12 protein-coding genes, 1 tRNA gene and 1 pseudogene are annotated in these 20,053 nt (G+C 65.2%); 6 read left to right on the top strand and 8 right to left on the bottom strand.

The window, feature by feature from the left end:
• Positions 1-436 precede the first annotated feature (436 nt).
• A complete protein-coding gene (locus tag ACZ5MC_RS04770; protein ID WP_464517149.1) occupies positions 437-2,143 on the bottom strand; it encodes an IS1634 family transposase in 1,707 nt (568 codons plus the stop codon).
• A gap of 306 nt (positions 2,144-2,449) precedes the next feature.
• Here ACZ5MC_RS04770 and ACZ5MC_RS04765 point away from each other — a divergent pair, with 306 nt between their 5' ends.
• Positions 2,450-3,610, top strand: coding sequence for a hypothetical protein (locus tag ACZ5MC_RS04765; protein WP_464517773.1), 1,161 nt, complete (start codon positions 2,450-2,452; stop codon positions 3,608-3,610).
• A 770-nt stretch (positions 3,611-4,380) separates the two neighbouring features.
• Here ACZ5MC_RS04765 and ACZ5MC_RS04760 read toward each other — a convergent pair.
• The 6 genes from ACZ5MC_RS04760 to ACZ5MC_RS04735 all read right to left on the bottom strand — a co-directional run bounded on the left by ACZ5MC_RS04760 (position 4,381) and on the right by ACZ5MC_RS04735 (position 10,296).
• Complete coding sequence (locus ACZ5MC_RS04760) at positions 4,381-5,505, bottom strand: IS91 family transposase (RefSeq protein ID WP_464516570.1); 1,125 nt, start codon at positions 5,503-5,505, stop codon at positions 4,381-4,383.
• 3 nt (positions 5,506-5,508) lie between these two features.
• Positions 5,509-6,351 carry a tyrosine-type recombinase/integrase gene (locus ACZ5MC_RS04755; RefSeq protein ID WP_464516571.1) on the bottom strand — a complete coding sequence of 281 codons (843 nt, stop codon included), beginning with the start codon at positions 6,349-6,351 and terminating at the stop codon, positions 5,509-5,511.
• Between the two features lie 1,050 nt (positions 6,352-7,401).
• A tRNA-Arg gene (locus ACZ5MC_RS04750) sits at positions 7,402-7,477 on the bottom strand.
• A gap of 55 nt (positions 7,478-7,532) precedes the next feature.
• The gene (gene nagB / locus ACZ5MC_RS04745) at positions 7,533-8,327 is read right to left on the bottom strand and encodes a glucosamine-6-phosphate deaminase (RefSeq protein WP_306599172.1); all 795 of its coding nucleotides are present in this window, start codon (positions 8,325-8,327) and stop codon (positions 7,533-7,535) included.
• Between the two features lie 7 nt (positions 8,328-8,334).
• Positions 8,335-9,738: an ROK family protein gene (locus ACZ5MC_RS04740; protein ID WP_464517148.1), complete on the bottom strand. Its 1,404-nt coding sequence runs from the start codon at positions 9,736-9,738 to the stop codon at positions 8,335-8,337.
• A 72-nt stretch (positions 9,739-9,810) separates the two neighbouring features.
• Positions 9,811-10,296, bottom strand: a complete 486-nt coding sequence (locus ACZ5MC_RS04735; protein ID WP_464517147.1) for a ferritin — start codon at positions 10,294-10,296, stop codon at positions 9,811-9,813.
• Between ACZ5MC_RS04735 and ACZ5MC_RS04730 the strand changes: the two are divergent.
• Positions 10,295-10,906: pseudogene (locus ACZ5MC_RS04730) on the top strand (pyridoxamine 5'-phosphate oxidase family protein); the annotation flags it as partial. The gene ACZ5MC_RS04735 and the pseudogene ACZ5MC_RS04730 overlap by 2 nt on opposite strands.
• A gap of 31 nt (positions 10,907-10,937) precedes the next feature.
• Here ACZ5MC_RS04730 and ACZ5MC_RS04725 read toward each other — a convergent pair.
• Positions 10,938-13,136: a PAS domain S-box protein gene (locus tag ACZ5MC_RS04725; protein ID WP_306599169.1), complete on the bottom strand. Its 2,199-nt coding sequence runs from the start codon at positions 13,134-13,136 to the stop codon at positions 10,938-10,940.
• A gap of 76 nt (positions 13,137-13,212) precedes the next feature.
• Here ACZ5MC_RS04725 and ACZ5MC_RS04720 point away from each other — a divergent pair, with 76 nt between their 5' ends.
• The 4 genes from ACZ5MC_RS04720 (at position 13,213) to ACZ5MC_RS04705 (ending at position 20,025) form a co-directional block, all read left to right on the top strand.
• Complete coding sequence (locus ACZ5MC_RS04720; RefSeq protein ID WP_373432583.1) at positions 13,213-15,219, top strand: molybdopterin oxidoreductase family protein; 2,007 nt, start codon at positions 13,213-13,215, stop codon at positions 15,217-15,219.
• 146 nt (positions 15,220-15,365) lie between these two features.
• On the top strand, positions 15,366-17,288 hold the full coding sequence (locus ACZ5MC_RS04715) for a PrkA family serine protein kinase (RefSeq protein ID WP_306599167.1): 1,923 nt from the start codon (positions 15,366-15,368) through the stop codon (positions 17,286-17,288).
• The gene (locus ACZ5MC_RS04710; protein WP_306599166.1) at positions 17,285-18,523 is read left to right on the top strand and encodes a YeaH/YhbH family protein; all 1,239 of its coding nucleotides are present in this window, start codon (positions 17,285-17,287) and stop codon (positions 18,521-18,523) included. Before ACZ5MC_RS04715 ends, ACZ5MC_RS04710 begins: the two co-directional genes overlap by 4 nt.
• A complete protein-coding gene (locus tag ACZ5MC_RS04705) occupies positions 18,520-20,025 on the top strand; it encodes a SpoVR family protein (protein ID WP_306599165.1) in 1,506 nt (501 codons plus the stop codon). The genes ACZ5MC_RS04710 and ACZ5MC_RS04705 overlap by 4 nt, the downstream gene beginning before the upstream one ends.
• The last annotated feature ends 28 nt before the right edge of the window (positions 20,026-20,053 follow it).

Below are 20,053 nucleotides of genomic sequence, written 5' to 3'. Positions count from 1 at the left end.
GCACGCCTTCCTTTGAGACAACAAATTGGAACCCCCTACATCCAAGCTAATGCCGAAAGATATCCGTTTCTCTTCTGCCACGACCCAATGCTGACCGCCCCCTGCCTTCCAGAATCGCCCGATTGAAAGCGGCAAACCCCTGCCCCCACCTTGTTCATTCCAAGCAGAATGGAGAAAATGCCATAATTCGCTTAATATTCGCCAATTGACTCCTCCTATCGTCATCTCCAGACCCCATTACAAACATTTTCAGCATTTAGCCCCGCTCCCACTGGGTTCCGACCTGTGTTGAAACAGCGCCAAGCGAACAACATGCGCCGAGACGCTTCAGGGAGGGGATAGACAGCGAGGACCAGACCGAAGTTCCATACTGAATAATTAAAAATCCCCTTGAGGCACATGGGCTTCTTGGGGATTTTGGTGGTACCGCTACTGTCTACACTTCTTTGAGGCCGAGCAGGTCGAAAGCCTTGGCTTGGAGCTTAGTCATTTTCGAAGTCCGCGGGTAGGTGGGTCCATCCTGGCCGAGTTGCACGGTGGCCTTGGAGAGGGTGGCCAGGGTCTGCATGAGGCCGCGGAAGGTCTGCAGCGGGAACCCGTCCTTTGAGCGGCCTGAGGCCTTCTTGGCCTTGGCTGCGGCGCTGGGTTCCACGGGTGCGACCGGCGTCTTCCGCTGGCTGCCATCCTCGTCATGGTAGAGGAGCCCCTTCCAAGCCTGGCGCAGGTGGTATTCCACGTAGTAGGCCAGCATGCAGAGAAAGAGATGGGCCTTCACCCGTCGCTCCAGGTGGTGATAGATCGGTCGAACCTGCAGGTCCACCGACTTGAGCGTCCGGAACGCCCGCTCCACCTTGGCCAACTGCTTATAGGCCAGGACCGCCTCCTGGTCGCCGAGCACCTCTTTGGGCACGGACGTACGGATCACGTAGATCCCGTCCATGGCGGCTTCCTGGTCCAGGATCACGCTCTTGCGCAGGAAACCCATGCGGTCGTCCTCGACCCGCACCTTGAAATACTTCCCCATCTTGAACCGGGCCAGGGCCGCCCCGGCCTTCAGGCCGATCTCCGCCTTGCCCCGCAGGGGGTTCCTCTCTCGCTTGCAGGCGTCCTCCACCTTCTGCAGGGCCGCTTCGGTGAGCTGGAGCAGGATTTCCCGCTTCCGTTCCCGCTCCTCTTTCATGAAGGGATTGAAGCAGGCGATAAGGCGTTCTCCCGGATAGTCAGGGTGGGTGATCTCCGCCAGCCCACGCTCATCGAACAGGCTGAGCTGGATCAACCTGGCTGCCAGGAGTGGTTGGATGCTGCCGTGGCGCAACGCCGTGATCCAATCGTAGCCGGCCTCCTGGACATCCTCCCGGATCCGGGCCTCGGTGATCATGCCCCGATCGCCCACCACCACAACCCGCTTCAACCCGAACCGCTCCTTGAGCTTGGCCACCTGGGCCGGGACGGTCTTGGGATCGCCGACCTTGCCTTCCACCACCTCAATGGCGATCGGGACACCCTCGAAATTACAGAGCAGGCCGTAGTTGATCTGGGGCCGATCCTCGCGCTTGTCGCGAGAGTAACCGTGCTGAGCCAGAGGACAGCACCTGCCTTCGAAATAGGAACTGCTTAGGTCGTAGAGGACCGTACAGCCCTCGCCCAGATGCCGCTTGGCCAGCTCCGCCTCAATGCGGGGCTGGCGTTCCAGGAGCCAGTCCATGACCTCGTAGAACTCGTTCTCGTCCACGTCGCCCAGCACCAGTTCCTGGCCCAGGGTGGAGTGCTCCGCCCCCGGCTGGAGTCCCTGGGCCAGGGAGAGCTTGCTGGAGGGTTCCAGAATCCGTCCGGCGACCAGGGCGAGGCTGAGCTCTCGCATCCGGTGCCGGCGGCCATGGAGCAGGCGGTCCAGGCCCAAGGATCGAACCATGCCAAGCACCGCGGCCACGTGCCCGTGGGGCAAGGAAGGCCCCAGTTCCGGTTCTGCGCCCGTGGCGAGGTTGCCGTCGCGCAGGACGACCTTGAGGGCCTCGATCCGTTCTGGAGCCCAGTCACTCAGATTGGCCAGAGTCCGGTTTTTAACCTTGCCATCCTCACGAAAGCTTTCCCGCAGAAGGATCGCAGGAGGCGATGTTCTATTCGGAATCGTTGTGATGTACATACCACAAGCATAGGCCCGCCAATAGGTCCGTCAAGGATATTTACATGACTACGTTTTTGAAGTAATCGCTGAAGATCCGCATTGCCACAGGCATCGAGCCGCAATTCCGCTAAGAACTTCGGACCAGAGCGATTTCAAGGGAGGCGATTCGAGCGCTTGGAGAGGCTTTGCCTTTGGCGATGGTCTTGGACGTGTGACCGTCACAAGGTCGGGAGGATGATTGGGTTAAGGGGCACTTTGGGATTACCGTGGGCTCGTGGCGCTATGAGAACGAGCACAATCAAGATCAATATGAGCTTAGACTTGGTGTTCACTGACTTCATTCTTCCTGCACACTATGCGGAGAATAAAATGCCAATAACAAAATCCTCAGCACTCTACTACCCCTACATCGAAGTAAGGGACGAGCATTGGCTTCGAAGTGCAGTATTGTTTTGGGACTCAATCCGCACAATTGTTCCAGGTTCTTATCCTGATCCATACTCAAACAACTTTGCGCGGGAACTGAGGAAGGCAGGGGTTCTTATCCCAATCCCGGTTTCACAGGACATGGAAGAGATTGAATCTCTTACTGACCTGGCACTGGATTTTCTCACGGACCCAGTGTCAGCGGGCGTCCTTGGCGACATCGAAAATCACTCCAAACGTCGAATCCACCCCGACAAGTTGTCCTATGAAGTTATGGAACTAGCAAACATCAATCCTGAAAAGGTGCCATACATTATTCAGGAGCACCTCGGTCGAGCGCTAAACAAGGACGGCATGCTTCCGGTTTCTTCGGGGTTTGCCAACTTTTACATGACTTTACTTGCCACCAAAATGGCAGAACGACTTGGATTAGGGCTCGTAACTGAATCTAGCAATGCTGATCAACTTGCGATTGCAGTTAAAAAAGGTAAACCGCTTGGTTCTTTCGGGGACGGCAGGTTACATCGCAGACATATGAATCGAATGCCGGAAGCACTTGGTCCTCGTCGTTCCTTACCTCCGGCGGTTGCCCCTGGTTTACTTTTCGACCTAATTGTTCAAGGCATTACTTTGCCGGAACATTTGTCTGTCAATGAGGTTTTACGATTCAAGGAGGATCACAGGGAGGAATTGGCTCTGTTTCGCCGAGAAGTCACGCGCCTAACCGGAGATCTGCCGGAAGAAATTTCCGTAGAAGCATTGCGCCAATGGATTTCGGATCAATATGAGTCCAATGTAATACCAGCGATGAATAGCCTCAAACGATCACTTAAAGCTCAACATTGGGATAACACGTTAAGCACATTCCTGAAGGTATCATCATTTTCTATTCCATCAACTTCCGTTGCTATTCTTGCGGGCCTTCCAAGTCCAATGGCTATTTTCGCAGGCGCAGGTATTTCCTTGACCATGTCTGCCGTGATGATGATAAATCAGCGAAATCAAACAATAAGAGAGAGCCCATACTCTTATCTCCTCTCATTAAATCGTAAACAGTGAAGGGGCGAGGAGATAACATGATACTCTCATCAATATTTCTCTTCTATCCTTATTCAAAATATCGCTGGGATCTTCCGGAGAATTCGCTATCCAACAAGTAGTTGGGCTTAAGGGTTAGCGCTGTGATCGGTGACCGGATGTGAAAAACCATTCGGTCAGCTTCCAAGCATCTCCAGGCAAGAACTACCAGATCCTGCTCTTTGGAATGCGAAGGCTATCCATATGCCAATTTGCGGATTTGGAGGAGGAGTCGATTGGCTATTCCCTGTTCACTGTCTGATATGACGGCTCTTGCTTTAGAGTTCCGACCGAGTCGAATCTACTTGATCGATTTGCCGTCCTGAAGCCGACGGGAGAATTCGTGGATTGGGATGTCGCGGACCCGGCATCCTTCAAGCCTTACTCTTCCTTCCTCCGTAAGGTGGCGAAAGGTGTCGACCAGAATTGCTGCAAGGGGTCGCAAATAGTTAGTAAATCGGGTTCGCGGAACCAGAGCGCCGGCGTGGGTCGGCGCGATCGTGCGCAACCCGATTTACGGACTTGAACTTGCCCGGAGCGGCAGGGGCCGGCGCGACCGGGCTGCTATGGGCAAATCGGGTGGAATCGGACGCTGGAGGTCGTTCTGGATGGCTGGGGTTGCAACCCCAGGGCACCTGATCTTCTGCTCACCATGGGCGGGAGCCGTTTCTTCCCGGCTCGGGCACAGACCTCTCCCGACCCGGCTTGGTGGCGGGAGCGGGCGAGGAACTGCATGGGCGTTGTGGGGAAGGTCAGCATGGGGGCTCGGCGTCAGGTGGCGCCCGGGAGGTGGTCGGTTTCAGGAGGGTCCGGTGGAGCATGCCCCCGCAGACTGGGCAGACCTTCATCTCCTGCTCCAGCCACGAAACCGGTGAGGCCGTTGGCGTGACCTTGGCATCGCCCAGGGCCTGCCGTGCCTGCTCCAGTAGGCCTCCCGGCTGGGCGGAGGCATAGAGGCCTGCGTGGCGGATCTTGCGGAAGCCTGGCGGAAGCACGTGCTGGACGAGGCGGGCGAGGAAATCCACCGGCTCCAGGGTCAGCGTGCGCCCGAACTTGGTGCGGAAGGTCACCTGGTCATCGGTGACCTCAACCAGGCGGGAGTTGGCGATGCCCACCCGGTGGGTGTAGCGCCCGAGATACTGGAGCACGTGGCTGGACTTGCGGAACGGCTTCTTGACGTGGGCGACCCAGTCCTTGTCCCCCACCGACGCCACCAGCCGGGCATAAGCGGCCCCCTCCCATTCCGGGAAGCCGCCGCCATCCCGGTGGGACCCCAACGCGGCCAACAACTTGCCGCGGAACACGTCACCCAGCATGGCCCCCGGAAACAGGTAGCGATGCTTGAGCTGGATGAACCCGCCGCCGTCCAGGGCGAGACCGCCGGCGCTGACCAGGACGTGGACGTGGGGGTGGAAGGTCAACTCCCGGGTCCAGGTGTGCAGGATCAGGGTCAGGCCGAAGGTGAGGCCCTTGCGGGTCCGGCCCAGATCCAGGAGGGTGTCGGCCACGGCGCGCAGCATGGCCTGGTAGACCACGGCCGGGTGGATCCGGGCCAGGGCCCGCAATTCCGCCGGCAGGGTGAACACCACGTGGAAGTGGCCGATGGCGAGGATCCGCTTGCTGCGCGCGGCGATCCACTTCTCCTGGGCCAGGGCCTGACACTTGGGGCAGTGCCGATCCCGGCAGGAGTTGTAGGCGATCCGCTCGTAGTCGCCGTGTTCGCAGACCAGCTTGTGGCCGCCGAGGGCGGCGGTGCGGCAGCGGCCGATTGCGGTCAGCACCTTCTTCTGCCCCGAAGTGAGGCGATGCCTCGCTTCCAGGGCGGGGCGGTGCTTGCGGACGATCTCGCCGATATCGAAGCGGGGCCGGGGGCCCACCGATCAATCCGGCAGGTCCTCCAGGGGGCTGCGGATGGCGGCGATCTGGCTGGGGGAGACCTGGGTATAGATCTGGGTGGACCGGATGCTGCCGTGGCCGAGGACCACCTGGATCGTTCTCAGGTCGGTGCCGCCCTCCAGCAGGTGGGTGGCGAAGGCATGGCGGAGCATGTGCGGGCCCACGATCTTGCCGATGCCGGAGGCGGCCGCCGCGCACAGCAGGGCCCGGCGCGCCGTCTCCGGACAGATGGGGTTTCCCGACTTGGAGGCGAACAGCCAAGGCCTCGGCGGCTGCTCATGCTTGTAGTAGGCCCGCAGCAGCCCGTAGAGCTTGCCGTCCATGGGCACCATCCGCTCCTTGCCACCCTTGCCATGGCGGACGTGGATCACCCTCTGCATGGCATCGATGTCCCGGGTCTCCAGGAGCCTGGCCTCATTGATCCGCAGGCCGGTGGCATAGATCAGGGTGAAGAACATACGGTATTTGGCGGTCGTGAACCCGTCCAGGAGCCGCTGGATCTCCGGTCGGCCCAGGATCGACGGCAGGTGCGCCTTGGGCTTCGGGCTGGAGATCCAGGCCACCTTGTCGGCCTGGCCCAGCGTCCGGGCATAGAGGAACTTCAGGGCCGCGTAGTGCTGCCCAAGCCGGGAAGCTCCGACCGCCTGGCTCCGGAGGTGATCCACCCAGCGGCGGACAGTCTCCTGGCTGGCATCAGCCAATTCGTGGCCGAGGAAGTCCTCGAAGCGCCGGACGGACCCGACGTAGTTCTCGACGGTTCTTTCCGCCCGACCCGCCATTCGGAGATCGCCGGAAAATCGGGACAGAGATAGACTATCTGCACGCATGCAGTTCCTCCTTGGTTATGGGGACGGTGCTGTCACACCGCCATAACCAAGGAGCCTGCTTTCAGCAGGTTCCGCAAGTGCTTCTGGCCGACCGGGCTGGACGGGCGCTGGTCACCCCTGCCGCGGAGCGGCTAGGTTCAAGATTGAATTTATTCCACGGGTGGTAAGTAGAAGAAGACCTCGGCAATCAGGCTGGGGCAGGAGGAACCCATGGTTTCAAAGATTGCGAGTAACGATCCTCAGCGAGCTATCGAGAGAACGAGAAGGTGCCGGAAGCGGGTTTGCCGAAGCATAGAGCCTGACACTCCCGGTAACAATGCGCTCTCGTTGATCGCCTACCTGAATGGCGAACGAGGCTTCCTGGTGAAGGGTTACGACGACAGCGCTCTTGCCTTCTTCAACCAGGAGGGAGAATCGATCTCGCATGATCCAGGGTGGTTCAGTGTCCTTCGAAGGCTTGGCGAATACGTCCCTGGCGACATGGATGCGTTCTGGGCTCTCGTAATGCAGGTTTGAGTCCTGGGGCTGCCTGGCATCGATTTCTACCTTCGTCTACGGTGACTTCTACCTTCTCCTACGGTGGCTCATACTTGGTTCTACGGTGGTTCCTACCAGGTTCTACGGGGGTCCATGTTGATATCGCAGGACTTAATGGAAAGCCTACGATCTTGTCGGGGATGAGGGGACCAGGAGTCTGTCCAGGGAGGGCTAAGAATGGTCGGAAACCCTTATCACCATTGGTTTCTACCTTCATTTACGGTCAAGTTCGCTTGGTCCAAGCACGATGCAGCCAAGGGGAGATGCATTACCGGGCTGCGGCCCGCGTCGGCGGGCGCAGTGTTCAATCTCCGAAAGGGGGTTTCAACGGGCTCAAAACGTGAAAACCCTCGTCAACGTTGGCTTTCAGAGCAAAATTCTTGTGGCGTTTTGGTGACACCTTGCCCCGAAACGCAGTAAAACAGAGGCTCACTTGCGGGTGTTCCTTTGGTATTTGGAATCAGGCGTCACCTCACGGAACCCAATGTCCATGAGGCTTTGCACGTTTCAGGCTGGTGGTCCCGGGCAGAATTGAACTGCCGACCTACCGCTTAGGAGGCGGTCGCTCTATCCCCTGAGCTACGGGACCTTTTCACAGCCGATGGCCATTGTAGCCTGATTCCCGCCCCCGGGCGACCCTGGGGCTACACGTCCCGGAACTCCGCCCACTCGGGCTCGTTCTCGAAGATCCAGCGGTAGTATTCGATGCCCTTGAGCTCGGCGGCGGCCTCCTCGTCCACCACCACCTGGCAGCGGGGGTGGAGCTGCAGGGCGGATGCGGTGACCATGGACGTGATGGGACCCTCCACGGCCTGGGCGAGGATGGCGGCCTTGGATTCGCCCGTCACCAGCATCAGGCAGCGGCGGGAGTCCAGGATGGTGCCCACGCCCATGGTGATGGCGCGGCGGGGGACGGCGGCGGGGTCGCCGCCGAACATGGGGGCGTTCTGCTCCAGGGTGGAGGGGGTGAGGGCCTTCTCGCGGGTGCGGCTGAGGAGGGCGGAGAGGGGCTCGTTGAAGCCGATGTGGCCGTCGCTGCCGATGCCCAGGAGCTGGAGGGCGATGCCGCCGGCGGCCTTGATCCGCGCCTCGTAGTTCCGGCACTCGGCGCCCAGGTCGGGGGCCATGCCGTCGGGGAGGTGGGTGCGGTCCGGGGCGATGTTCACCTGGTTGAAGAGGTGCTCGTCCATGTAGCGGCGGTAGGAGCAGGGGTGGTCGGCGGGGATGCCGATGTACTCGTCGAGGTTGAAGGTGGAGCAGGCGGAGAAGTCCAGGCCTTCCTTGCGGTGGAGGTCCACGAGGCAGGCGTAGGCCCGCTCCATGGTGCGGCCCGTGGCCAGGCCCAGGACGAGGCGGGGGTCGGCCCGGAGTTCCTTGGCGACGATGCGGGCCACGAGGAGCGCGGCCTTCTGGCGGTCGGGGGCGATGATGACTTCCATGGGTACCTCAGGAAAGGGCGGGAAGGCTTGCGGCGGCCACGGCCTGGCCCACGCGCCGGCTCTTCTCGTCGGGAAGGAAAACCTGGACCCGGGCGGCGAAGTCCGGGAACTCGGCCTCCAGCACCTCCCGCGCCCGGGCCAGGATCAGCTCCCCGCCCTCGCCGGAGGTGACGCGGCCCAGGATCATGGCGTGCTCCAGGTCGTAGAACTCCGCGTACCAGGGCAGCGTGTAGCCCAGGTAGGCGCCGATGGTCAGGAAGAACTCCCGGGCCGCGGAATCGCCCCGGGCCAGGCGCTCCTGCACGTCCCGGAGCCGCTCGGGCAGGGCCATCCCCGGCGGGAACGCGAAGCCCGCGGGGCCCGCGAGGCGGTCCAGGGCCTGCTGGGAGAAGTAGGCCGCGCCCACCCCGGGTTCGCCGGACCAGTCGTCGGTGCCGGCCCTGGGATTGGCGTCGACGCAGCCGAAGGCCAGCTCGTTGAGCCAGCCGGTGATCCTGCCGGCCCTGTCCAGGAAGCCCACGGCCTCGCTGGAGCCCAGGGCGATGCCCAGGATGCCGTTGCGCTCCAGGGACAGCCCCCCGGCCAGGGCCGTGACGTCGCCGTCGTTGATGACCTCCAGGGGCACGCCCCATTCCTCGCGCAGGCGCAGGAAGAGGGGCCGCACCTGGGCCTCGAAGGGGCCCGGGGGCACGGCGCGGAAGAGGGAGGCCACCTTCACCTGGTTGTCCACCAGGATCCCCGCGCTGGAGCCCCCGATGGCGTCCAGGCGCGGCAGGTGGCTCGCGGCGAGGCGGAAGCCCTCGTTGATGCGGGCGTAGTGGTAGGCGGGGTCGGCCTCGGCCTTGGGGTTCCAGGGGAGCTCGGCGCTGAAGACCACCTCGCCGTCCCGCACCGCGGCCACCTTGTAGTCGCTGGCGCCCAGGTCGAAGCCGATGCGGCAGCCCTCCAGGTTTCCGCCCAGCGCCAGGGGCCGGGGGGTGGGGGCGGGCACCTCGTCCATCACCTCCACGGTGAAGGGCCGGCTGTAGGCCAGCCCCATGATCTCGCGCTCGAAGGCCCAGGGGCCCCGGGGCCCGTATTCCTCCGCGATGGCCTCGCACAGCGCCCGGGGCCCGGACACGGCCGCCCGGGAGCCCCCGCAGGCCCACAGGAGGCCATTGAGCATCCAGGACACGTAACGCAGGCTGTCCTCGTCCGCGCCCCCGGGGAAGACGTCCAGTTCCAGCCGCGCCGCCCAGCCCGCGTTCTGCTCCAGGCCCAGCACCACCCTTTCCCGGGAGCCGTGGGCCGCCAGGGCCCTCCGGTAGGCGCGAACCCCCAGGGCCAGGGGCCGGAAGCCGGGATCCAGGGCCAGGGGCCGGGCCGGGGCGGCGTTGAAAAGGCTCCTGTCAAAGGATTCGTGGCGGAACATCGGAACCTCGCGGGGACGTGGTTCCTTTGTACCAGATCCGGGGCCCGGGCACGCGCCCGGGCCCCAGGATTCCTACCGCTTGGCGAGGTTGTGGTCCAGGTACCAGATGGCCCCGCCCTGCTCCCCGATGGCGCGGAGCTGGTCCACCAGCTCGCTGACGGCCAGCTCCTCCTTGACCTGCTCGGTGACGAACCACTGCAGGGCGATCTCGGTGGCGTGGTCGCCCTCGGCCTTGGCCAGCTCGTAGCACTTGCTGATGCTTGCGGTGTTGTCCTTCTCGTGGGCGAGCACCATATCGAAGATGGAGGTGGGACCGTTGAAGCCGGTGGGTGGCGGGTTGATGGTGCGCAGCTCCAGGCGGCCGTACCGGTCCAGGATGAAATCCACCAGCTTCAGCGCGTGCGTGGCCTCTTCGGCCGACTGGACCCGGAGCCAGTGCGCGAAGCCCTTGAAGCTCTTCTCGGAGAGATGGGCGCTCATGGCGAGGTAGAGTTGCGAGGTATACTGCTCGGCGTTGATCTGGGCGTTCAACGCGGTCTGGGTGGCGGTGCTGATCATGGGGATCTCCGGTGTTGGAGGGGCGGCGCCGGTGCGGCGTCGCGCTCCAAACGGTTATATGAACCATTCAGAGAAAAGGTGCCGTGATCTGGGTCCGTGGAAATTCAATTATTCTCGCAGGAAGGGAGGTGCCCGCTTGCGCCGTCAGGAGAAGGAACTCAAGGATCCGGAAGCCGTCGCCCAGGTGCTGGACGCGGCGGAGTGGGGCGTGCTGGGCCTGGTTTCGGCCGAGGGCGCGCCTCTCCTGGTGCCCCTGAACTTCGTGCGCCTGGGGGACAACGTCTATTTCCACGGCGCCCGCGCCGGCGAGAAGATGGAGGCCCTGCGCCACCAGGGCAGGGCCACCTTCCTGGTGGTGGACGCGTATTCCCAGATCCCCTCCTACGCCTTCGATCCCGAGCGGGCCTGCCCCGCCAGCCAGTACTTCACGTCCGTCCTCCTCCACGGAACCCTCAAGGAGGTGGAGGCTCCCGCCCGCAAGGCCGCGGTGTTGGACGCCCTCATGCGGAAACTCCAGCCCGAGGGCGGCTACCGCCCCATCACCGCGGAGGACCCGATGTACGCGGGCAGCGTGGGCGCCGTGGCCGTCCTGGAGCTGGCCGTGGAGCGGAGCTCGGCCAAGTGCGAGGTGGGCCAGCGGCTCAGCCCCGCGAAGCGGGAGTCGGTGCGGGCGCTGCTGGAGAAGCGGGGAGGTCCCGCGGATCTGCGCACGCTGGAGGCGATGGGGGCCGGTCCAGGATCTCCCGGATCCTCCGCAGCAGGGCCAGGGGCTGCACCGGCTTCATGATCAGCTCCATGCCCGGCTCGAGCTCGCCGCGGCCCTGGATGAAGTCGGCGGTGTAGCCGCTGATGAAGAGGACCTTCACGCCGGGGCGCTCCCGGCGGATCTCCTCGAAGGCCTGGCGGCCGCTCTTGCGGGGCATGATGATGTCCATGAGGATGAAATCCACGGCGTCGGGGTTCGCACGGAAGACGTCCACCGCCTCCTGGCCATCGCAGGCCAGCAGGACCTCGTAGCCGTACTTCCTCAGCACGAGCTCGGCCATGGCGCGCACCGGGGGCTCGTCCTCGACGACGAGGATCGTCTCCGTGCCGCGGACGCCGGTTTCGCCGGCCTCCGGATCCTCCCGTTCCGCCGGGGCCGCGGGGGCCAGGGGCACCAGGACCCGGAAGGCCGAGCCCTTCCCCGCGCCGCTTTCCACGAGGATGTACCCCTTGTGCTGCTTGACGATGCCGAACACCGTGGCCAGCCCCAGGCCGGTGCCGCGGCCCAGCTCCCGGGTCGTGAAGAAGGGGTCGAAGATCCGCTTCAGGGTGTCCTCGTCCATGCCCTCCCCGGAGTCCCTCACTTCCAGCTCCGCGTAGTCGCCCACGCGGCCGAAGCCGCGGCCGGCGCGGAAGGCCTCGTCCAGGTGGAAGGGCCGGGTGGCCAGGGTCAGGGTGCCGCCGGCGGGCATGGCGTCCCGGGCGTTGGTGGCCAGGTTCAGGAGCACCTGCTCGAGCTGGCCCAGGTCCACGTGGACCGGGAGGGCCTCCGGGTGCCTGGCGACCTCCAGGCGCACGTCGGCGCCGATGATCCGGCGCAGGAGCTTCTCCACGTTGGCCACGATGGTGTTGAGGTCCAGGGTCTTCGGGTTCATCACCTGCTTGCGGCTGAAGGCCAGCAGGCTGTGGGTGAGCTGCGCGGCCCGCTCAGCGGCCTTGAGGATCTCGGAGAGGGCGGCCCGGTTGGGATCGTCGGGGGCCTGCCCGAGCTGCATGAGGGTGCCGTACCCGTTGATCACCTGCAGCACGTTGTTGAAGTCGTGGGCCACGCCCCCCGCCAGGAGCCCCACGGCCTCCAGCTTCTGGGAATGGCGCAGCTGCTGCTCGAGGGTCTTCTGCCGGGAGATGTCCTGCTTCATGCCCAGGAAGTGGGTGATCACCCCGTCGGCGTCCCGCATGGGGGAGATGGTGGCCCGCTCCCAGAAGAGCTCGCCGTCCTTCTTGCGGTTCTGGAACTCGCCCGCCCACACCTCGCCCCGGGTGATGGCGCTCCACAGCTCCTGGTAGGTCTGGGCGCCAGTCAGGCCGGACTTGAGGATCCGCGGCGTCTTCCCCAGGACCTCGTCCAGGGCGAAGCCGGTGAGCGCGGTGAACTCCGTGTTCACGAACTCGATGCTCCCGGCGGTGTCGGTGATGATGATGGAGACCGGGCTCTGCTCCACGGCCTGGGAGAGCCGGTGGACGAACCGGTCGGCGTTGGCGCGGGACGTGATGTCCCGGTACTGCCAGACCCGGAGCTCCTCGCCGCCGGGGGTGCGGTAGGGCCGCGAGCGGCGCTCCAGCACGCGCCCGTCCCAGAGGTCCAGGACGTCCAGGCTGACCCGTTCCGCCTCGCGGGCCAGGTAGCCGTCGGGGTCCCGGAGCTGGGCCAGGATGATGTCCTCCTCGTTGCCATCCGCCCCGTCGAGGCCCCAGATCCGGGCGTAGGAGGGATTGCGCTCCCGCTCGGAGCCGGCTCCGTCCACGATGCGGATGCCGTCCTCCCCGCCGTCCAGCGCGAAGCGCAGGAGGGCGGCCTGGTCCCGGCTGGCGTCACGCTCCTTGGCCAGCTCGGCACACCGGGCGGCCAGGAGGCCCATGGCCTTCCACAGGAACGCCGCCACCGCCCCGTTGAGGAGGAGCCCGAGCACCAGGAAGGGCGTCCACCGCCACAGGTGGAAGGCCGCGGCCAGCCCGCCGCCGAGGGTCAACAGGGCCGAAGCCGCCAGGGCGGCCACCAGGGCCAGGGATTTCGTCCCGAAGGGCATGCAGATGACTCCGTCCATGGCCCCGCGGACCGTTCGTTCGGAAGACACGGGAGGGGATGCGCTCCCTTCCCCCTTAACCCCATACTATCCATCCCCCCGGGGCCCGGGGGCACATCCTGCGGGGATCCCCATGCTCGTGCGAAGGTCGGTTTGTCCCTACGATTGCCCTGACGCCTGCGGGCTCCTTGTGGAGGTTGAGGGAGGCTTGGCGGTTTCCGTGAAGGGCGACCCGGAGCACCCCCACAGCCGGGGCAGCCTCTGCCCGAAAATGACCCGCTACCAGGACACGGTCCACAGCCCAAGACGCCTGACCGTTCCCTTGCTACGCACCGGTCCCAAGGGAAGCGGCCAGTTCGCGCCCGTCTCCTGGCCCGAGGCCATCGACCGCATCGCGGCCTCGTGGAAGGGGATCATCGCCGCCCACGGCGCCCAGGCCATCCTGCCCTACTCCTACGCGGGCACCATGGGCCTGGTCCAGCGCAACGCCGGGCACCCCTTCTTCCACCGGCTGGGGGCGAGCCGCCTGGACCGGACCATCTGCACGCCGGCCAAGGCCGCGGGCCTGGAGGCCGTGCTGGGCCAGACCCCCTGCCCCCATCCCTTTGCGCTGCGGGGCTGCGATCTGGTGGTCCTCTGGGGCATCAACGCGGTGGCCACCAGCGTCCACGGGCTCAAGGACGTGCGCGAGGCGCGGCGGCGCGGAGGCAAGGTGTGGCTGGTGGAGACCTACCGCACGCCCACGGCGGCGGAGGCGGACATGACCTGTCTGGTCCGCCCGGGCAGCGACGGGGCCCTGGCCCTGGGACTCATGCACGTGCTTGTGCGGGAGGGGCTCCTGGACCGGGCCTTTCTCGGAGAGCACACCCAGGGCTTCCCGGAACTGGCCCGGGACATCCTGCCGGACTACCCCCCGGAGCGGGTGGAGGCCCTGACAGGGGTGCCCGCGGCCGAGGTGGAGGCCCTGGCCCGCGCCTACGGCGCGGCCCAGGACCCCTGCATCGTCATCGGCGGCGGCCTCTCCCGGTACGGCAACGGGGCCATGACCGTGCGCACCATCGCGTGCCTTCCGGCCCTGGTCGGCGCCTACGGCCGCCCCGGGGGCGGCTGCTTCGGCTCCACCTCCACCGGCGGGGCCTTCGCCATGGCCGAGGTGACCCGGGAGGACCTGCTGCAGGGTCCCGTCCGCACCGTGAACATGAACCGCCTGGGCCACGCCCTGCTCGAGCTGGACGGGCCCCGGGTGATGTCCCTCTACGTCTACCACTCCAACCCGGCCGTGGTGGCGCCGGACCAGAACGCGGTGCTGGCGGGGCTGGCCCGGGAGGACCTCTTCACCGTGGTGCACGAGCGGTTCCTCACGGACACCGCGCGCTACGCCGACATCGTCCTGCCCGCCACCTCCTCCCTGGAGCACAGCGACCTGTACAAGGCCTACGGCAGCTACTGCATCCAGCGGGCCCGGCCCGCGCTGCCGCCCGTGGGGGAGAGCCGCAGCAACTGGGAGGTCTTCGGGCTCCTGGCCGGGGCCATGGGCTTTCCCGAGCCCTTCTTCCGGCAGGGCGCCGACGACCTCATCGACCACCTGCTGGCGCTGCCCAGCCCCTGGCGGGAGGGCGTCGACGAAGCCGCGCTGGCCGCGGGGAGGGCGGTGGAGGTGACGCCGCCCCCGGGGCCGCGCTTCCGCACGCCCTCGGGCAAGGTGGAACTGCTCAACCCCCGCGAACCCCACCCCCTGCCCCGCTTCCTGCCTCCCCACGGGGAGGGCGACGCGCCGCCCTTCTCCCTCATGACGGCGCCTTCGCTGTTCGGCCTGAACTCCTCCTTCTGCGAACGGGACGAGCTCCGGGCCCGGCGCAAGGGGATGCGCATCCTGATGAATCCCGGGGACGCCGCCGCCCGCGGCCTGCGGGACGGCGAGGCCGTGGCCGCCTTCAACACCCTGGGCGAGGTGGCCTTCGCCCTGGAGCTCTCGGCCGCGGTGCCTTCCGGGGTGCTGGTGGCCGAGGGGGTCTGGTGGCTGGAGTTCGCGCCGGGGACCCGCTCCGTGAACGCCCTCACGTCCCAGCGGCTCACGGACCGCGGAGGCGGCAGCACCTTCTATGACAACAAGGTGGATATCCGCAGATTGTAATTATCTATTCATAAATTTCCCCACACCCGCTTGACGGCTGGGGGCCGCGGGTTATCCTGAAAACTGGAATATTATTAATTCATCCGGACCCGCAGGGATGGCCCCCTTTCGCCAGGGTACCGGAGGTGCGCCCCGAAGGAGGCCCCATGTCCATTTTCGACCGCTTCCAGGACCGCTACGAATCCGCCAGGGAAGAGGAGATGTCCTTGCAGGAGTACCTGGAGCTCTGCCGGCGCGACCCCTCCGCCTACGCCAACGTGGCCGAGCGCATGCTCAAGGCCATCGGCGAGCCGGAGATCGTCGACACGCGGCTCCAGGAACGCCATTCCCGGATCTTCGCCAACAAGGTCATCCGGGTCTACCCGGCCTTCCGGGACTTCTATGGAATGGAGGAGGTCATCGAATCCATCGTGGCCTACTTCCGACACGCGGCCCAGGGCCTGGAGGAGCGCAAGCAGATCCTCTACCTCCTGGGTCCCGTGGGGGGCGGCAAGTCCTCCCTGGCCGAGGAGCTCAAGGCCCTCATCGAGAAGGTGCCCTTCTACGCGGTGAAGGGCTCGCCCGTGAACGAGTCGCCCCTGGGCCTGTTCAACCCCGCGGAGGACGGCCGGATCCTGGAGGAGGACTTCGGCATCCCGCGGCGCTGCCTCACGTCCATCATGAGTCCCTGGGCCGTCAAGCGACTCCACGAGCATGGCGGCGACATCACCCGCTTCCGCGTGGTCAAGCGCTTCCCCTCCCAGCTCGGCCAGGTGGCCGTGGCCAAGACCGAGCCCGGGGACGAGAACAACCAGGACATCTCCGCCCTGGTGGGCAAGATCGACATCCGCAAGCTGGAGACCTGCAGCCAGAACGACCCGGACGCCTATTCCTACTCCGGCGGCCTGTGCCTGGCCAACCGGGGGATGCTGGAGTTCGTGGAGATGTTCAAGGCGCCCATCAAGGTCCTGCATCCGCTGCTCACCGCCACCCAGGAGGGCAACTACAAGGGCACCGAGGGCTTCGGGGCCATCCCCTTCGACGGGCTGATACTGGCCCACTCCAACGAGGCCGAGTGGCAGACCTTCAGGAACAACCGCAACAACGAGGCCTTCCTGGACCGCATCTACATCGTGAAGGTGCCCTACTGCCTGCGGGTCACCGACGAGGTCCACATCTACCGCAAGCTCCTGGACAATTCCTCGCTGTCCGCGGCGCCCTGCGCCCCGGACACCCTGCGCATGCTGGGCCAGTTCTCGGTGCTCAGCCGCATCAAGGACCCCGAGCACTCCAACGTCTATTCCAAGATGCGGGTCTACGACGGGGAGAACCTCAAGGACACCGACCCCAAGGCCAAGAGCCACCAGGAATACCGGGACATGGCCGGCGTGGACGAGGGCATGACGGGCCTCTCGACGCGCTTCGCCTTCAAGATCCTCTCCAAGGTCTTCAACTTCGACCACCGGGAGGTGGCGGCCAACCCGGTCCACCTCATGTACGTGCTGGAGCAGCAGATCGAGCAGGAGCAGTTCCCGGCGGTGGTGGAGGAGCAGTACCTGCGCTACATCAAGGAGTTCCTGTCCCCCCGCTACGCGGACTTCATCGGCAAGGAGATCCAGACCGCCTACCTGGAGAGCTACTCGGAATACGGCCAGAACATCTTCGACCGCTACATCACCTACGCCGACTTCTGGATCCAGGACCAGGAGTTCCGGGACCCCAACACCGGCGAGATGCTGGACCGCTCCGCCCTCAACGAGGAGCTGGAGAAGATCGAGAAGCCCGCGGGCATCGCCAACCCCAAGGACTTCCGCAACGAGGTGGTGAACTTCGTGCTGCGCGCGCGTGCCCGCAACGAGGGCAGGAACCCCTCCTGGACCTCGTACGAGAAGCTGCGGGCCGTCATCGAGAAGAAGATGTTCTCCAGCTCCGAGGAGCTGCTGCCGGTGATCTCCTTCAACGCCAAGGGCAGCGCCGACGAGCAGAAGAAGCACCAGGACTTCGTGGATCGCATGACCAGCAAGGGCTATACGGAAAAGCAGGTTCGCCTGCTGTGCGACTGGTACCTGCGAGTCCGGAAGGCCTCATGAACCGCATCGTCGACCGGCGCTCCGACAGCCGGAACAAGAGCTCGGTGAACCGCAGCCGCTTCCTCCGGCGGTTCCGCCAGGAGATCCGCAAGGCCGTATCGGACGTCATCGACAAGGGCGGCATCCGCGACCTGGACGGGGGCCGGAGGATCGGCATCCCCGCCAGGGACCTCACGGAGCCGCAGTTCGGCCTGGGCGGGGGCGGCCTCAAGGAGCGCGTCCACCCGGGCAACGACGCCTTCACCACCGGGGACCGGGTGGACCGCCCTTCCTCCGGGGCCGGCGGCAGGGGTTCCCAGTCCAGCCCCGACGGGGAGGGCCAGGACGCCTTCACCTTCACCCTCACCCGGGAGGAGTTCCTGGAGCTCTTCTTCGAGGAGCTGGCCCTTCCCAACCTCGTCAAGCGCCACCTGGCGGCGGTGGAGACCCGGAAGTGGGTCCGGGCCGGCTACACCCAGACCGGGGTTCCCGCCAACATCAACTTCATCCGCACCATGCGCGGCGCCGCCGGCAGGCGCATCGCCGCGGCGGGCCCGGCCCGCTCCCGCATCCGCGAGCTGGAGGAGCTGCTGGAGACAAGCGACGACGAGGACATGCGCCTGGAGCTGGCCGGGCTCCGCCAGCGCATGGCCGGCGTCCCCTTCATCGACACCTTCGACCTGCGCTACAACAACCGCACCCTCGTCACCCAGCCCTCGACCCAGGCGGTGATGTTCTGCCTGATGGACGTCTCCGGCTCCATGGACGAGCCCAAGAAGAACATGGCCAAGCGGTTCTTCACGCTGCTGTACCTCTTCCTCAAGCGCAACTACGAGCGCATCGAGGTGGTCTTCATCCGCCACCACACCGTGGCCGAGGAGGTGGACGAGGACGTGTTCTTCCACTCCCGGGAATCCGGCGGCACCGTGGTGTCCACGGCCCTGCGCATGATGCACAAGGTCATCGAGGAGCGCTACGCCAGCGGCCTGTGGAACATCTACGGGGCCCAGGCCTCGGACGGCGACAACTGGCAGGAGGACTCCCTCATCTGCCTGGATCTCATGGGCAGCCGGATCATCCCAAAGGTGCAGCACTTCGCCTACCTCGAGATCTCCGAGGGGCGGCCCCAGAACCTCTGGGAGGAATACGCCCAGGTGCAGAAGGCCCACCCCGGAACCTTCGCCATGCGCCGGGTGGCCTCGGCCGGCGAGATCTACCCGGTCTTCCACGAACTCTTCAAGAAGAGGGTGTCATGAGCCTGCTCCCCACCGGATCGGACTGGACCTTCGAGGCCATCGAGGCCTACGACGCCGCCATCGGCCGGGCCGCGGCCGGCTTCGGCCTGGAGTGCTACCCCCACCAGCTGGAGATCATCACCACCGAGCAGATGATGGACGCCTACGCCTCCATCGGCATGCCCGTCTACTACCACCACTGGTCCTTCGGCAAGCACTTCCTCGCCACGGAGAGCCGCTACAAGCGCGGCCAGATGGGCCTGGCCTACGAGATCGTCATCAACTCCGACCCCTGCATCGCCTACCTCATGGAGGAGAACAGCCTGCCCATGCAGGCCCTGGTCATCGCCCACGCGGCCTACGGCCACAACTCCTTCTTCAAGGGCAATCACCTGTTCCGGCAGTGGACCTGCGCCCATTCCATCATCGACTACCTGGTATTCGCCCGGCGCTTCATCGCCGAGTGCGAGGAGAAGCACGGCCAGGACGCGGTGGAGCAGCTCCTGGACGCGTGCCACGCGCTGATGAACGTGGGCGTTGACCGCTTCAAGCGCGCCCCGAAGCTCTCACTCGTCAAGGAGCAGCAGCGGCAGAAGGAGCGCCAGGACTACCAGCAGGCCCAGCTCAACGAGCTCTGGCGCACCCTGGTGGCCCCGAAGGAGAAGGAGGAACCCGCCCGGGCGCGCTTTCCCGCCGAACCGGAGGAGAACATCCTCTACTTCATCGAGAAGAACGCCCCCCTCTTGGAGCCCTGGGAGCGCGAGGTCGTGCGCATCGTGCGCAAGATCGCCCAGTACTTCCATCCCCAGCGCCAGACCCAGGTGATGAACGAGGGGTGGGCCTCCTACTGGCACTACACCCTCCTCAACAGCCTCTACGACCGGGGCCAGGTGGGCGAGGGCTTCATGCTGGAGTGCCTCCAGTCCCATGCCAACGTCCTCCACCAGCCCCCCTACAACAGCGACTGGTACTCGGGCATCAACCCCTACGCCCTGGGCTTCGCCCTGTGGAAGGACATCCGCCGCATGTGCGAGAGCCCCACGGAGGAGGACCGGGCCTGGTTCCCCGGGGTGGCCGGCCGGAACTGGCTCGAGACCTTCCATTTCGCCATGCAGAACTTCAAGGACGAGAGTTTCATCGCCCAGTACCTCTCCCCGAAGGTCATGCGGGACTTCCGCTTCTTCACCGTGAGGGACGACGACGCCGATGCCAGACTCGCCATCGGACCCATCCACGACGACCCCGGCTTCCGCCACCTGCGGCAGGCCCTGGCCGAACAGTACAACCTCGGCAGCCGCGAGCCCGACATCCAGGTGTGGAACGTGGACCTGCGGGGGGACCGCAGCCTCACCCTGCGCTACTTCAGCCGCAACCGCCGGGACCTGGCGCCGGACTGGGCCAAGGTGCTGGGCCACGTGGCCGCGCTGTGGGGCTTCATTGTGCGGCTGGAGGAGGAACTGCCCGCGGGCGGGACGCGGGCGCTGGGCGAGTGCGAACCTCCCAGGCGCGGCCGGGCCGCATGAGCTACAATCGGGTTCCCCGCCGAGGAAC

This window comes from Mesoterricola sp. JemC181, from assembly GCF_055384585.1.
This window is presented reverse-complemented; position numbering and strand designations above follow the sequence as displayed.

Excerpts from the sequence above, each read along its gene's own strand:
- ACZ5MC_RS04735 (WP_464517147.1), bottom strand. The coding sequence starts at position 10,296 with ATGATCAGCACCGCCACCCAGACCGCGTTGAACGCCCAGATCAACGCC.
- ACZ5MC_RS04705 (WP_306599165.1), top strand. The coding sequence starts at position 18,520 with ATGAGCCTGCTCCCCACCGGATCGGACTGGACCTTCGAGGCCATCGAG.
- ACZ5MC_RS04770 (WP_464517149.1), bottom strand. The coding sequence starts at position 2,143 with ATGTACATCACAACGATTCCGAATAGAACATCGCCTCCTGCGATCCTT.
- ACZ5MC_RS04755 (WP_464516571.1), bottom strand. The coding sequence starts at position 6,351 with ATGCGTGCAGATAGTCTATCTCTGTCCCGATTTTCCGGCGATCTCCGA.
- ACZ5MC_RS04710 (WP_306599166.1), top strand. The coding sequence starts at position 17,285 with ATGAACCGCATCGTCGACCGGCGCTCCGACAGCCGGAACAAGAGCTCG.
- nagB (WP_306599172.1), bottom strand. The coding sequence starts at position 8,327 with ATGGAAGTCATCATCGCCCCCGACCGCCAGAAGGCCGCGCTCCTCGTG.
- ACZ5MC_RS04715 (WP_306599167.1), top strand. The coding sequence starts at position 15,366 with ATGTCCATTTTCGACCGCTTCCAGGACCGCTACGAATCCGCCAGGGAA.
- ACZ5MC_RS04740 (WP_464517148.1), bottom strand. The coding sequence starts at position 9,738 with ATGTTCCGCCACGAATCCTTTGACAGGAGCCTTTTCAACGCCGCCCCG.